This window comes from Flavobacterium ajazii (genome assembly GCF_010614725.1).
Taxonomy (GTDB): Bacteria; Bacteroidota; Bacteroidia; order Flavobacteriales; family Flavobacteriaceae; genus Flavobacterium; species Flavobacterium ajazii.
This window is the reverse complement of sequence record NZ_JAAEHL010000010.1, coordinates 110,056-124,650: the sequence shown is the minus strand read 5'-3', so window position 1 is coordinate 124,650 and position 14,595 is coordinate 110,056. Positions and strand designations below refer to the sequence as shown.

Here is a 14,595-nt window from a genome sequence, read left to right as displayed (position 1 = left end):
TGCTGTGCTGAGTTTTTAATTTGTACGGAAAAATTCAGTTAAGTCATGATTCGCCTTTAGAATATATCTCAGCAGAAAGGCTGAGCTTTTATCATATTTTTGAGTTTGGTTTTTTTGAAAAGAAGCAAGCTTTAAAATTTTCATTATTTATTATTTTGAATTAGTAAGCAACAGTAAATGATGGTAAAGGGTTGTTTATACAGCCCTTTAAAAAAATATTAAAAGTAATTTTAAACAGCCTCTTATAACCAGAAGAAAAAGAAAGTAATCAATCAAATTGTATCAATAAAAAATGAAACAAATTATATTATCTCTGTTAGTCTGCGTGTCTTCTTTGACGGTTAAGGCTCAGGAAAACAGTTTAAACGAATCACTGCCTACTGATAAAAGTATTATAAAAGGGGTTCTTGGCAACGGGATGACTTATTATATAAAAAAAACCGATGTAGTTAAAGGTGCTGCGAGTTATTATATTATTCAGAATGTTGGTTCTATTCTGGAGAATGATGACCAACAGGGACTTGCCCATTTTTTAGAACACATGGCTTTTAACGGTACGGAGAGTTTCCCGGGGAAAGGTATTTTAAATACGCTTCAAAAAAACGGAGCTGTTTTTGGAAAAGATATCAATGCCTACACTTCTTTTGATGAAACGGTTTATAATATGAATAATATTCCAACAAAGGACGGTCTGGTAGACATTTGTTTAACCGTTTTAAGAGATTGGTCGAATAAATTATTGCTGACCAACGAAGAAATTGATGCCGAAAGAGGGGTGATAAAAGAAGAATGGCGTACCAGGCAAAACGGAAAAATGAGACTTTTTGAAAAATCAGTACCAGTTAGTTATAACAATTCTAAGTATGCTCAGAGGATGCCAATAGGATTAATGTCTGTTGTTGAAAATTTTGATTACAAGGTACTTCGTGATTTTTATCATGACTGGTATAGGACAGATTTACAGGCTATCGCTATCATAGGGGATATTGATGTCAAAGAAGTTGAAAAAAAGATTCAGGAAAAATTTTCAGGTATTCAGGCGGTTAAAAATGCTAAACAGCGATTTGTTGTGGATATTCCCTACAACGAAAAAATGCAATATGTACTTGGAACCGATCCTGAAATTTCTTCAGCTTCAATAAGTTTAGGGATTCGTCATAATGTATTGAAAGAAGAAACAACAGGAGATTTAAAACGAGGGCTTTTAGAATCTATAGCTTTGAGCATATTGTCAGAAAGAATATCAGAATTAGCACAGAAACCTACAGTTTCATTTCTTAGTGCACGCGTATTAGATTCACCTTTGTCAAGAACAAAAAAAGTATTTAATACTGTTATTACTCCTAAACCAAATCAACAGCAAGAAGCCTTCAGTCAGGTTTTAACAGAAATAATCCGGGCAGTGAAATTTGGTTATACAGCATCTGAAATTGAAAGAGCCAAAGAAAACATCAGGACGTCTTATGAAAACCAAATTGCGGCAAAAAATCAAAAAAGTCATGCAAGTATTGAAAATCAGATACAGGAAAATTTCCTGACAAATGCTGTGATTACTGATATTGATAAAGAATATGTTATTGCAAAAGAAGTATTAGCCGGAATTACTAATGAAGAGCTTCATGCTGTTATAAAAGGATTTTACACTAAGGAAAACAGATTTTTAATTGTTACTGGAGTAGAAGGACAGCAAAATTTATCTGAAGACCAGGCAAATCAAATTATAACATCATTAGAAAACAGCAGTTCAATTGAACCGTATAAAGAAGAGCTTGCAGGAAAAACACTGATGTCTGGTATCGAAATTAAACCAGGTACTATTACTTCTGTAAAGACTGATAAGAAAACAGGAGCTTCTACTTTTTATTTGAGTAACGGTGTTAAAGTACATTATAGGTTTGTTAATAAAGAGAAAAATCAGGTTAGCCTAAATGCAATCAGCGATGGGGGAATATCACTGTTAAAAGATGCTGATTTACCTTCTGCAGGTTTTGTTTCTAATTTAGTTCAGATGTCAGGTCTTGGAGAATTTAATGCTACAGAACTGAAAAAAGTATTGGCAGGCAAAACAGCGTCAGTTTCTTTAGGGCTAAGTGATATCAATGAATCTGTTTCTGGACGTTCCAATACCAAAGATGTTGAAACGATGCTGCAGCTGATTCATCTTTATTTTGTAAAACCTCGTTTTGATGCAGAATCATTTAAAGTAATGCAGAGTAATATAAACAATTACATTGCAAGAAGAAGTAAAGACGTAAGTGAAAAAATGGGAGACAGCTTAACATTGGCTCTTTATGGAAAAAATAATCCAAGAGAAGCTATTTTTAATCAGGAATATGCTGATGCTGTATCATTTGAAAAAATAAAACAAATTTATAAAGAAAGATTTGCGGCTATTTCAGACTTTGACTTTTTTATAGCAGGAGATGTGGAGGAAGCCCAGTTGAAGCCTCTTCTTGAAAAATATATTGCAGGTATTAAAACTGAAAACAGAAAGGAAAAGTATCTTGATAAGGAATCCGAATGGCTTTCAGGAAGAATTGATAAGGATATTTTTATAGAAATGAAAGATCCTAAAGCTGTTGTCAATATGGTATACAGAAAAGAGATGCCTTATAGTATCAAAAATACAATTTACAGTAGTGTTTTAGGGAAAATTCTTCAGTTACGTATTACTGCAACTGTACGAGAGGCCGAAGGCGGAGCATACAGTCCAAGTGCTTCTGCAGGTTTTTCGAGAGAACCTAAATCCAGAGCTTATGTTTCTTTTAGTTTTGACTGTAATCCTGATATGGCTGACAAATTGGTTGCTATTGTCAATGATGAATTTGAAAAAATTACAAAAGGAAATATCAATGATGAAGATTTAAACAAAATAAGAACGAATCTTTTAAAAGAAAAAGAACAGTCCAAAGATAAAAACTCCTATGATATGCAGCTTATTACTAAATATTACAGATATGGTGAGGATATAAATGATCCTAAAAATTTTGAGGATATAGTAAATAAAATGACTAAAAAAGATATTCAGCTTATAGCGGCAGAAATTCTTAAAGGAGGTAAATCTTATGAAATAGTATTTAAACCTAAACTTAAAGTGTAAAAAAGCTTATTCTTTGAATTCAGTTTTAGCGTTAACTTCCCATTACAATTCATCAAGAATTTTAATGGGAAGTTTTTTCTTAAGATATTATGTTCATAGAGTATATTCGGTTTTGAATATATATTGTAGTTTGATAACTACCTGTGTAACAGTTTTATATTGTTTTTAAAATAGGTAAAATAGTATTAATTAGTGGTAATATTGTCTTATAAAGACTATAATTTGATGCTTTATATTTACAGAACAATACTATTTCTTAACCTATTAAAATAATAATTATGAAAAAACTGTTACTATTAGTTTTCGTATTTCTGTGTAGTCATTTTGCAACTGCTCAGAAAACGCTTTTTACTCCCACAGAATGGAGTGATCCGAACAATGAGTTTTACAATAAAGTGTCCAGCTCCAGAAAATATGAGTCTACGAACTTTGTAGTCTATTGGGGAGATAAGGTGGGTACTAATCCGGCTGCTTATTCTGATGCCGCATTAAGGTTTACCCCAAAATCTGTAGCGGATACGCTTGAAACCAGTTTTAAACGTTATATAACCGATTTACATTTTGTCAATAATGCTCCAACGACAAACTTCGGAAAGTATAAGATCATTATTATGATGATGAATACCTGGAATTCTACAGATCCACGGTTACAGGCGTTTGCTCAGGCAAGTTCATTTAGTAATACAATTGGAGCCATGTTTGTTCATCCTGAAGCTACAAGGGATGGTGGGGCATTGTCTCATGAATTTGCTCATACACTGCAGATGATGATGCGAATTCAGGAAAATCCGGGTAATGGAACTGCATTTGCAGGATACGATTGGGGCGGTCCGTTTTTTGAAGGACATGCCAATTTTATGAGGGCTCAGGCTTATCCGCAATGGGCAGAAATCGATGGTACTTTAACCAGATGGATACAGACAAAACATTTTATGTGGTCTTCTAATCGGCATCATTATACAAACTTTCATTTGATGTATTATGTTCAGGAAAAGGAAGGATTTGATTTTACAAGAAGAATGTGGGCAGAATCGATCAATGAAGAACATCCGCTTCAAACAATTAAGAGATTAAAAGGTTTTACACAAGATCAGCTAGATGATTATCTATGGGGGTATGCCCAACGACAGCCTGCATTCGACTATCCTATTCAATGGAATTCCCAAATAAATACTACCAGTAATTTTGGAAAGACAATCAGAAGCGTTTACAATAGCATAAAAACCTATATGCCGCGTTATACCAGCAGGCAATATACGCTGTTGACTAAAGTTACAGGTACAACAGATCAGTATTATACCAATAATGACTGGGCTCCTCAGGATTATGGAATGAATGTGATTCCATTATACCCGACATGCAGTGGAACTCAAAAGAAAGTGACAATTAAATTTAAAGGACATGCAGAGGTTAATCCAACCCAGGCAGGCTGGAGATATGGTTTTGTTACTACAAAGGCAGATGGTACTATATCTCGTTACAGTCCAATGTACAAAACTGACGGCGAAGCTTCTTTTGCACTTAATACGTCCACTGAATCAAATATTTTTCTTGTCGTTTTCTCAGCACCGAAAGTTCATGTCAATTACAATATGGATGTCGGATATCCTAAACAGAGAAGGTACCCTTATGAACTTAAAATTGCAAATGCAACTCCAGAAGGATTTCAGCCTTCGGCTAATTTTAGAAGTTTTCTTAAAACCAACGGACATTTACACACAAATGGAGGAGGATGGGTGTCTAACAATGCGAATGTTGCATCAACAGTTTATGTTGGTCCTTACGCAGTGGTCAGAGCTGGTACTATTTCAGGTAATGCCCGTATAGAAGATTATGCAATGGTTGATGGGGGAACAATAAACGGGAATGTAATTGTAAGGGGAAATGCTTGTGTTTACAATGCAACGTTATCCAATAGTGCTATTGTTGAAGGTAACGCCTGGATGGAAGGAGGATCGGTTTCAAATACAGCCAATATCAAAGGAAATGCGATGCTGTTTGCCGGAAATTTTGGAAGTTCAGTCGTAGTAGGTGGCGATGCAGAAATAGGCAGTTGTTCTACTCCGGGAGTTTATCTGCAATTTCCTTACTGGAGAAATGGGAGGACAGATTGCGATGGCAAAGGAGCCAGTGATACTTCCAATGTTGATATAAATGCAGCATTTACAAATTTTTCGGCTTCACAAATGGCTTTTAGTACAACGCCAACATGTACGGTAACTTCACTTACAGCCAGGACGACAGCTCTTGAGTCTGAAGAGGATTTGAGTATTTATCCTAATCCGGCATCAGGAAATATCAATATAACCTTTCTGCAAACCGAAAAACAAAAGGTCACAATTTCATTGTTTGATATGAATGGACATCAATTAAATGTTATTACCAATCAGACCTATGAAGTAGGCAGAATTGAAATTCCGTTTAATTGCAGCCATTTGAGTAATGGTGTTTATCTATTACGAATTCAAACAGGAAATACAATTGTCAATAAATCATTTATAAAACAATAGAAAAGCGTAAATTATAATCAAAAAGGGACACTCTCAATTTTGAATAGCCTGCAGAATACTTTTTTGCAGGCTATTTTTACTTTAGAAAACATTCATTTATAGTTACTTTAATAATCTGCTAATTAGACAGGTTCTCTTATTTTTTATTTTGAAATTTCCCCAATACTGTTTTATAATAGTTGTTGGTCGAAATTATATATTATGGTTTCTGTATTTGCTTAAATTTATATTTTAATGAATGGTTTAACCAAATATTAATTTCAGTGATGATGAAAAAGCTTTTTCTTGTATTATGTTTTATTGTTCTAATTCCTTCAGTCAAAAGTCAGGTATTGGTAAATCCGCTGGAGTCTTTTGGTCCGCTTCCGACACAAAAACAAATTGACTGGCAGGAAATGGAATTTTATGCTTTTGTGCATTTTTCGCTAAATACTTTTACCAATAAAGAATGGGGTTATGGCGATGAGTCTCCGCAATTATTCAATCCAGCCAATTTAGATGTTCGACAATGGGCACGTATTGTGAAGGCAGCCGGAATGAAAGGAATCATTTTGGTAGCCAAACATCATGATGGTTTTTGTTTGTGGCCGTCTGCCTACACAGAACGCTCCGTGAAAAATTCTCCATGGAAAAATGGAAAAGGAGATGTAGTAAAAGAATTGGCGGAAGCATGCAAAGAGTATAATTTAAAGTTAGGATTGTATCTTTCTCCATGGGACAGAAACCATGCTGAATATGGCAAACCTGAATATATAACCTATTTCAGAAATCAGTTAAAAGAATTATTGACCAATTATGGAGATGTATTTGAAATGTGGTTTGATGGTGCTAATGGAGGAGATGGTTATTATGGCGGCGCCAATGAAACCCGAAAAATCAATACGCTTGAATATTACAATTGGGACGAAACCTATAAATTGATTTACCAGCTGGCACCTAAAACGCTGGTTTGGGGAGTTGGCCCTTCAGAAGCCAGATGGATTGGAAATGAAGAAGGTCGTGCCGGAAAAACCAACTGGTCACTTTTACGTCAGAAAGATGAATTGGCAGGCAAAGTTCATTATACCGAATTTATGTCGGGACATGAAGACGGCGAAAAATGGGTTCCGGGCGAAGCCGATGTTTCCATCAGACCGGGATGGTTTTATCATTCGGTTGAAGACGATAAAGTGCGTTCGCTAGATGAAATGGTCGATATTTATTATGAATCAATTGGACGAAATGCGACTTTATTATTGAATCTTCCGGTCGACAGAAGAGGTTTGGTTCATGAAAATGACGAAGCAAGATTAAAAGAATTGGTTGCAACTATAAAAGCCGATTTTAAAACCGAGCTATTAAAAGGAACCAAAGCTTCTGCTGATAACGTAAGAGGAAACAGTACTGAATTTGCAGCAAAAAATGTAACAGACGGAGATAAAAACACCTACTGGGCAACAGATGATAATGTAAAAACAGCTTCTATAACTTTTCAATTTGAAAAACCTACAGCTATCAACCGGGTTTTGCTTCAGGAATATATAACGCTTGGCCAACGTGTAAAAGCTTTTAATGTTGAAGCTAAAGTTGATGGAAACTGGAAAACGGTTGCAAACGAAACAACTATTGGTTACAAAAGAATTCTCAGAATCGAGAGGGTTAAAGCATCAGCATTAAGAATTAATATAACCGATTCAAAAGCTAATATCGTTATTTCAAATATTCAGGCTTATAACGCGCCGACTTATGTACGTATGCCGGAAATTCATCGTGATAAAAATGGTGAGGTAACCATAAAATCTGAAGATGGAAATCCTGTTTATTATTCGCTTGACGGAAAAAATCCAACGAAAAAAAGTACTTTATATAAAGGAGTATTTAAATACAACAAAGCGGTTACCATAAAAGCAGTTGCTATTGATGTTGCAGAAAATATAAGCAGTGCTGTAAAAACGGCAAAATATGGAGCTTCAAAAGAAAATTGGAAAATACTTACCGCTTCAAGCGGAGATTTAAAATCGGCAGATCGGATTATCGACGGAAACCCAGATACAGACTGGAGCTTTGGCAATGACCAAAATAAGCTGCCTCAGGAAATCAAAATCGATATGGGGACTGTTTTAAGTCTAAAAGGTTTTACTTATCTGCCACAACAGGTTGGAAACAATCTCAATTTGATTTCGAACTATGAGTTTTATTCCAGTACTGATAATGTAAAATGGACGTTGCAGTCTCAGGGTGAATTTTCGAATATAAAACACAATCCGATTGAGCAGATTAAGACATTTAAGAAAGCAAAAGCCCGATATATTCGTTTCGTTGCTACATCGACAGTAGGAAAGGGATCGACTGTTTCTATTGCAGAAATAAATATTATTGAACAGTAATTGATCTTTAATTTGTTTAAAGTTTCAAACTATGTTTTCTAACGAAGCTAACAGGTTATTTGTCGAATTTTTGATTTGTTAGATTGAGTAATTCTTAATTTTATGCTAAATTAATTAGAACAACAGGGAAATGATTAAAGAAAGTATAAATTTCAAAGAGGCAGGAAAATTTGAAGAAACTCGTTTTGAGAAGATTCATAATGTAATTTTCGATTCATCTCAGGAAGCTTCTGTATTGGTAGCACAAGAGATAGCTAATATAATTCAGAGAAAAGAAGAGTTAAACGAACCTTGCGTTTTAGGATTAGCGACCGGATCATCACCAATAAAAGTATATGAAGAGTTAGTAAGGCTTCATAAAGAAGAGAGGTTAAGTTTTGCAAACGTGGTAACTTTTAACTTAGATGAGTATTATCCGATGGATAAAAATAATATTCAAAGTTACTGGTACTTTATGCATGAGCATCTTTTTAATCATGTTAACATTTTACCTCAAAATATTAATATTCCTGACGGAAACATCAGTAATGAAGATCTTCAGCAATATTGTATTGATTATGAGATGAAGATTAAATCATACGGTGGATTAGATTTTCAGCTTTTGGGAATTGGAAGAACAGGACATATTGGGTTTAACGAACCGGGATCCCACGTTAATTCAGGAACCAGAAGTATTACACTTGATCACTTAACCAGAGTAGATGCGGCATCATCGTTTTTAGGAATTGACAATGTACCTAAAAAAGCGATTACAATGGGAATTGGTACCGTAAAAAATGCCAAAAGAATTGTACTTCTTGGATGGGGAATCAGCAAAGCATCTATTATAAAGAAAACAATCGAAGGTGAAATTTCATCTCGCGTTCCGGCTACGTATTTGCAGCAGCATAGCAACACAACATTTGTTTTGGATACGGAAGCTTCATCAGAATTAACGAGAGTAAAAACACCATGGTTAGTAAAATCAGTAATCTGGACGGAAGAATTGAAACTGAAAGCAGTAGTTTGGTTAAGTGAATTGACTAAAAAGCCTTTTCTGAAACTGACAGATAAAGATTATAATGATAACGGAATGTCAAGTGTGTTGTCTGAAGAAGGAACTGCATACGATTTGAATATTAAAATGTTCAACAAAATGCAGCAAACTATTACAGGATGGCCGGGTGGAAAACCAAACGCAGATGATACGTACAGACCGGAACGTGCAACTCCGGAGAAAAAGAGAATTATCATCTTTAGTCCGCATCCGGATGACGACGTTATCTCGATGGGAGGAACTTTTGACAGATTGGTAGAGCAGGGACATGATGTACATATTGCGTACCAGACTTCAGGAAATATTGCCGTTTCAAATGAGGAAGCTTTAAAATTTGCTGAAATTACAAAAGCGTTAAATCCTGATTCTGCAGAAGCTGATACAATTATTAACTTCTTAAAAAATAAAAAGAGTAATGACATTGATTTGCTCGAAGTAAGAAAACTGAAAGGTTTAATCAGAAGAAGCGAATCTTTAGGAGCAACCAGATATTTAAGTGTACCGGATTCTAATGTAAATTTTCTGGATCTGCCATTTTATGAAACAGGAACGGTTAAGAAAAACAATCTTGGCGAAGCAGATATCCAGATTATGTGTGATATCATCGAAAGAATCAAACCACACCAGATTTATGCAGCCGGAGATTTAGCAGATCCGCACGGAACACACAAAGTTTGTCTGGACAGTTTATTCGAAGCTTTGAAGAGATTAAAACACAAAAGTTTCATGGATGATTGCTGGGTTTGGCTTTACAGAGGAGCTTGGCACGAATGGGAACCTTACCAAATTGAAATGGCAGTTCCAATGAGTCCGGACCAGGTGCTTAAAAAGCGTCACGCGATTTTCTTCCACCAGTCTCAAAAAGACGGTGTAATGTTCCAGGGCGATGACAGCCGTGAATTCTGGATCAGAGCAGAAGACAGAAACAGATTAACTGCAGAAAAATATCACGCTTTAGGTTTAGCAGATTACTCTGCAATTGAAGCTTTCAAGAGATATTTTTTCTAAGATAATCTTAAAATAAAATAGACTATTCATGTGGTTTATTTTGGTTAGTTACCAACGTTAAAAATGCAGCATTTTAGCTGCATTTTTTTTGTTTTTATAAAAGTTAGATGTAAAAAGTTAGATGTTAGAAGTTTTTTTCTGGCTTTGTCACCCTGAGCAAAGTCGAAGGGCGCAAAGTTATTCACCATTTTTGTCATTTCGAGGTACAAGAAATGAGAAACTGTACTTCGGCTAAAAGCAAAAAACCTTTGTCAAAGTTTCAAACTTTGACAAAGGTTTCACAAAGTCAGACTTCTAACATTCTAACTTTTTACATCTAACTTTTCACTGTATTTAAATCGAAGAATTCAAAATGCGCTGTTTCACATGATCGATGTATGATCTTCCAATAACATATCTCAGTCCTTCAATCTCGATACTGTTTCCTTCAACGGCATCGATTTTATCAATTGCAATCGTATAGGAACGGTGTATTCTCAGGAAGTTTTTTTCGGGTAACAAATCTGTAAAATCAGACAAGGTGCTGTGAATTATGTATTTGCCTGTCAAAGTGTTTATTTTTAGATAATCTTTAAGACTTTCGATAACCAGAATTTCGTTGAAGAAAATCTTCTTCATTCTCTTTTTATCAATTTTAACGAATATAAAAGGGCTATCCGGATTGCTGTCCAGAGTTACATTATCTTTTTTCTCAATCCTTTTACTTATCTTATTTAACGTTTTCATTAATCTCGGAAACTCAATTGGTTTCACTAAATAATCTAAAACGTCCAGTTCATAAGTTTCTATTGCAAACTGGCTATAGGCACTTGTGATTACAATTAAAGGAGGATTCTCAAGGCTTTTTATAAAATTAATTCCATCCAGAACCGGCATGTTTATGTCCAGAAAAATGACATCAACATTGTTGTTTTTTATAAAATTCAGGCCTTCAATCGGATTACTGAAAGTATTTGTTACCTCAAAATTTTCAAGTGGCTCTAAGTAATTTTTAATAATATTAATTGCCAATGGCTCATCGTCTATAATCAAACAATTTATTTTCATTTCTATAATCTTAGTTATTTGAGCGAAATACTTTAGCAGGTAAAATTAATAAGGGGAGTAATTTATTTTAGGTAACTTTAATCACAAGCTTTACGACAAAAATATTCTTTTTATTTTTAAAAGAAAGCTTGTAATCATTTTTATTATAGCCTAATTCAAGTCTTTTTTTGACATTTTCAATTCCTATACCACTTGACTTGTTAAAATTGTCTTTATGCTCTGTAATTTCCGGTGTTGGATTTGAAATCGTAAAATGAAGAAAATCATTTTTAACTTTAAAATTAATATCAATCTTTACTTTTCCTGTGTTTTTATTCACACCATGTTTAAAGGCGTTTTCAATAAAAGTAAGTAAGATCACCGGAGAAATCTCTTTATCATGTATATCTCCGGAAACGGCCATATTTACTTCAAGCCTTTCATCGTTTCTGATTCGCTCCAGATCAAGGTAATTTTGAATGCATAAAATTTCATTTTCCAAAGACTGTTTTTTGCCTTTCGTATCGTAAAGCATATAGCGCATTAACTCAGAAAGCTTAAGGACAATTTTGGGTGTTTTGTTTGATTTCTCTACAGATAACGAATAAATATTATTCAGGGTGTTAAAAAAGAAATGTGGAGAAATTTGAGATTTAAGAAAAAGTAATTCAGTTTCTAATTGTGATTTCTCTAAATCGGTTACTCTTCTTTGTTCTTTCTTGAAATCTAAAGTTATTTTAATTGCAGTTACAAAAGTCATTACATACAATTCGCCCATCATCATATCGATGGTATAATTGAGTGTGAGCTTTTGAATAGTTTCAGGGCCTTCAGGCCAGACATTGTGCGTAATTAATAAATAGGTAAGATTGAATTTGATAACTACCATTAAAAAAATAGTTGCTAAAACAGACAATACATACAGAACATATTTTTTTCGGTAAACCAAAAAAGGCATGAAAACTAAAATATTCAAATAACACAAAGTCATATGAATTGGAAAACCCAGCAAATTTGTTTTTAATGAATAGACATAATCATTAAAATAGCTTCCCCATCTAAAAGTATTAAATAAGAAATACGTTAGCCAGAAAAACACATGATAACGCAATGGTATCCGATATAGTTTGTTAGAATTGAAATTCATAATAAAAGTGCATTTTGTGACTTTTTTTGATGTTTATCTAAGTTTATACGTTGTCCGTCTAAATTAGTTTTAATAAAAGTCAGATTTATTTAAATTTAAAGTTAAATTAAGGTTGTTTTATATGAAGAATTTTTTACTGTGTCTTTTATTTGTAATTCTGGTTGCAAGTTGTAAAATAAATGTAAACAAAAATAGCAATCAAAAAAATATTTTTGTGAGCCATGTTGATCCTTTTATAGGTACTGGCGGACATGGACATACGTATCCGGGAGCGACTGTTCCCTTCGGAATGTTACAAGTAAGTCCGGATAACGGAATTTCAAGCTGGGACTGGTGTTCCGGATATCATTATTCAGATTCTGTTGTGGCTGGTTTTAGTCATTTACACTTAAGCGGAACCGGAATTGGAGATTTGGCTGACATTTTATTTATGCCAGTCAATAAAAAAGTCGATTTAACATTAAAAACAACTTCAAGAGATCAATTACCTTATAAATCATTTTACAGTCATGCTAACGAAAAAGCAACACCGGGTTCTTACCAGGTTTTTCTTGAAGATCCTAAGATCAATGTAGAACTTACATCTTCACAAAGAACGGCGTATCATAAATATACGTTTACAAAAGGCGACAAACAATCTGTGGTTGTCGATTTAGGATTTGCCATAAATTGGGACAAAGCTTTAAAGACCGGAATTACAATTGAAGACGAATATACTATTAGTGGTTACAGATACAGTAAAGGCTGGGCATTAAACCAGAAAGTATTTTTTGTAGCGAAGTTTTCAAAACCAATTACAGAATCAGTTTTAACGGCTGATAAACAAATTGTTAATTTGAAAAAAGCAGAAGCTGAAAATACTTCAGCACAATTATTTTTTGATCCGAAAAACTCAGATGAATTATTGGTAAAAGTAGCTTTGTCATCTGTAAGTGTGGCCAATGCCAAAGATAATTTAGACGGAGAAAAAGCAAATTTCGATAATACAAAATCAGAAGCTTCTTCTGTTTGGAATAAAGCACTAAGCAAAATTAAAGTTGAAACACCAGTAGATTCGTTAAAAACGATTTTTTATACTGCGATGTATCATGCACAAGTTGCCCCTGTAACCTATAGTGATAAAAATGGGCAGTATAGAAGAGAGGACGATCAGATTGTTACGGCAAAAGATCATACTGCCTATTCAACTTTATCACTATGGGATACTTTTAGAGCAGAAAATCCTTTGTTGACTTTACTTGCGCCGGATAAAGCTTCGGATATTGTCAATTCAATGTTAGCGTATTACGATACAAAAAAAATATTACCGGTTTGGACTTTATACGCCAACGAAACGAATACTATGACAGGTTACCATTCCATTCCGGTAATTGTTGATGCTTATTTAAAAGGTATAAAAGGCTTCGATGCCGAAAAAGCTTTTGAAGCAATGAAAACCACCATGATGCAGGACGAGCGTGGTTTAAACTTCTACAAAAAATACGGTTATATACCTTATAATTTATTAGATGAATCGGTTACGATTACGCTCGAATATGCTTATGACGATTGGTGCGTAGCGCAGATGGCAAAAGCGTTAGGGAAAAATGAAGATTATCAGTTTTTCTTAAAACGATCTCAGGCTTATCAATATTTATTTGATCCGAAAACAGGATTCATGAGAGGAAAATCTGAAGACGGAAAATCATGGAACGAACCTTTCGATCCGAAACATTCTAACCACAGGGAACATACCGATTATACCGAAGGAAATGCCTGGCAGCACAGCTGGTTTGTACCTCATAACGTAGAAGATTTTATTAAGCTTCACGGAAGTAATGAAATTTTCACCAAACGTTTAGAACAATTGTTTACAGAAAGTTCGGAGATTACAGGAAACAATGTTTCGGCAGATATTTCAGGATTAATTGGGCAATATGCGCACGGAAACGAACCAAGCCACCACATTGCTTATATGTTTAATGCTGCAGGTCAGCCGTGGAGAACACAATATTGGGTACGTCATATTTTAGATACACAATACAATACCACACCAAATGGATTGAGCGGAAACGAAGACTGCGGACAAATGTCGGCGTGGTATGTTTTCAGTTCAATGGGATTATACCCGATGAATCCGGCCTCTGGCGAATATGAAATTGGAAGCCCGATTTTCGAAAAAGCAACCATTAATCTTGAAGGAGGTAAAACGTTCGTGATAGAAGCAGAGAATGTTTCAGATAAAAATTTTTACATCCAGTCAGCAACTTTAAACGGAGTTGAATTCAATCAAACAGTAATCACACACGAGCAGATTTTAAAAGGAGGAAAGCTTCATTTTGTAATGGGAGCTCAGCCTAATAAAAACTGGGGTGTCAAAAAATAAAAATAACGTAACTAATCAATAAATAGATAAATAGTAA

At 34.5% G+C, this 14,595-nt stretch carries 7 protein-coding genes; 5 read left to right on the top strand and 2 right to left on the bottom strand.

Features of this window, described 5'->3' with window-relative positions; genetic code table 11:
• Window positions 1-292: 292 nt before the first annotated feature.
• The 4 genes from GWR14_RS17770 (at window position 293) to nagB (ending at window position 10,020) form a co-directional block, all read left to right on the top strand.
• Window positions 293-3,100 (top strand): M16 family metallopeptidase, encoded by a 2,808-nt coding sequence (locus GWR14_RS17770; RefSeq protein ID WP_163410427.1) that lies wholly within the window; start codon window positions 293-295, stop codon window positions 3,098-3,100.
• Between the two features lie 278 nt (window positions 3,101-3,378).
• Window positions 3,379-5,610: a DUF6055 domain-containing protein gene (locus tag GWR14_RS17765; RefSeq protein WP_163410426.1), complete on the top strand. Its 2,232-nt coding sequence runs from the start codon at window positions 3,379-3,381 to the stop codon at window positions 5,608-5,610.
• Window positions 5,611-5,879: 269 nt separating this feature from the next.
• Window positions 5,880-7,976, top strand: a complete 2,097-nt coding sequence (locus GWR14_RS17760; RefSeq protein WP_163410425.1) for an alpha-L-fucosidase — start codon at window positions 5,880-5,882, stop codon at window positions 7,974-7,976.
• A gap of 130 nt (window positions 7,977-8,106) precedes the next feature.
• Window positions 8,107-10,020, top strand: a complete 1,914-nt coding sequence (gene nagB / locus GWR14_RS17755) for a glucosamine-6-phosphate deaminase (RefSeq protein WP_163410424.1) — start codon at window positions 8,107-8,109, stop codon at window positions 10,018-10,020.
• Window positions 10,021-10,353: 333 nt separating this feature from the next.
• Here the strand turns inward: nagB and GWR14_RS17750 are convergent, their stop codons facing one another.
• Together GWR14_RS17750 and GWR14_RS17745 are read right to left on the bottom strand one after the other, a co-directional pair.
• A complete protein-coding gene (locus tag GWR14_RS17750; protein ID WP_163410423.1) occupies window positions 10,354-11,067 on the bottom strand; it encodes a LytR/AlgR family response regulator transcription factor in 714 nt (237 codons plus the stop codon).
• A gap of 67 nt (window positions 11,068-11,134) precedes the next feature.
• A complete protein-coding gene (locus tag GWR14_RS17745) occupies window positions 11,135-12,193 on the bottom strand; it encodes a sensor histidine kinase (RefSeq protein ID WP_163410422.1) in 1,059 nt (352 codons plus the stop codon).
• A 121-nt stretch (window positions 12,194-12,314) separates the two neighbouring features.
• Here GWR14_RS17745 and GWR14_RS17740 point away from each other — a divergent pair, with 121 nt between their 5' ends.
• Entirely contained in the window at window positions 12,315-14,558 is a 2,244-nt protein-coding gene (locus GWR14_RS17740) for a GH92 family glycosyl hydrolase (protein ID WP_163410421.1), read from the top strand.
• Window positions 14,559-14,595 lie beyond the last annotated feature (37 nt).

Bases quoted from the DNA above. Each gene is read 5' to 3' on its own strand.
- GWR14_RS17750 (WP_163410423.1), bottom strand. From the start codon at position 11,067: ATGAAAATAAATTGTTTGATTATAGACGATGAGCCATTGGCAATTAAT.
- GWR14_RS17745 (WP_163410422.1), bottom strand. From the start codon at position 12,193: ATGAATTTCAATTCTAACAAACTATATCGGATACCATTGCGTTATCAT.
- GWR14_RS17760 (WP_163410425.1), top strand. From the start codon at position 5,880: ATGAAAAAGCTTTTTCTTGTATTATGTTTTATTGTTCTAATTCCTTCA.
- GWR14_RS17770 (WP_163410427.1), top strand. From the start codon at position 293: ATGAAACAAATTATATTATCTCTGTTAGTCTGCGTGTCTTCTTTGACG.
- nagB (WP_163410424.1), top strand. From the start codon at position 8,107: ATGATTAAAGAAAGTATAAATTTCAAAGAGGCAGGAAAATTTGAAGAA.
- GWR14_RS17740 (WP_163410421.1), top strand. From the start codon at position 12,315: ATGAAGAATTTTTTACTGTGTCTTTTATTTGTAATTCTGGTTGCAAGT.
- GWR14_RS17765 (WP_163410426.1), top strand. From the start codon at position 3,379: ATGAAAAAACTGTTACTATTAGTTTTCGTATTTCTGTGTAGTCATTTT.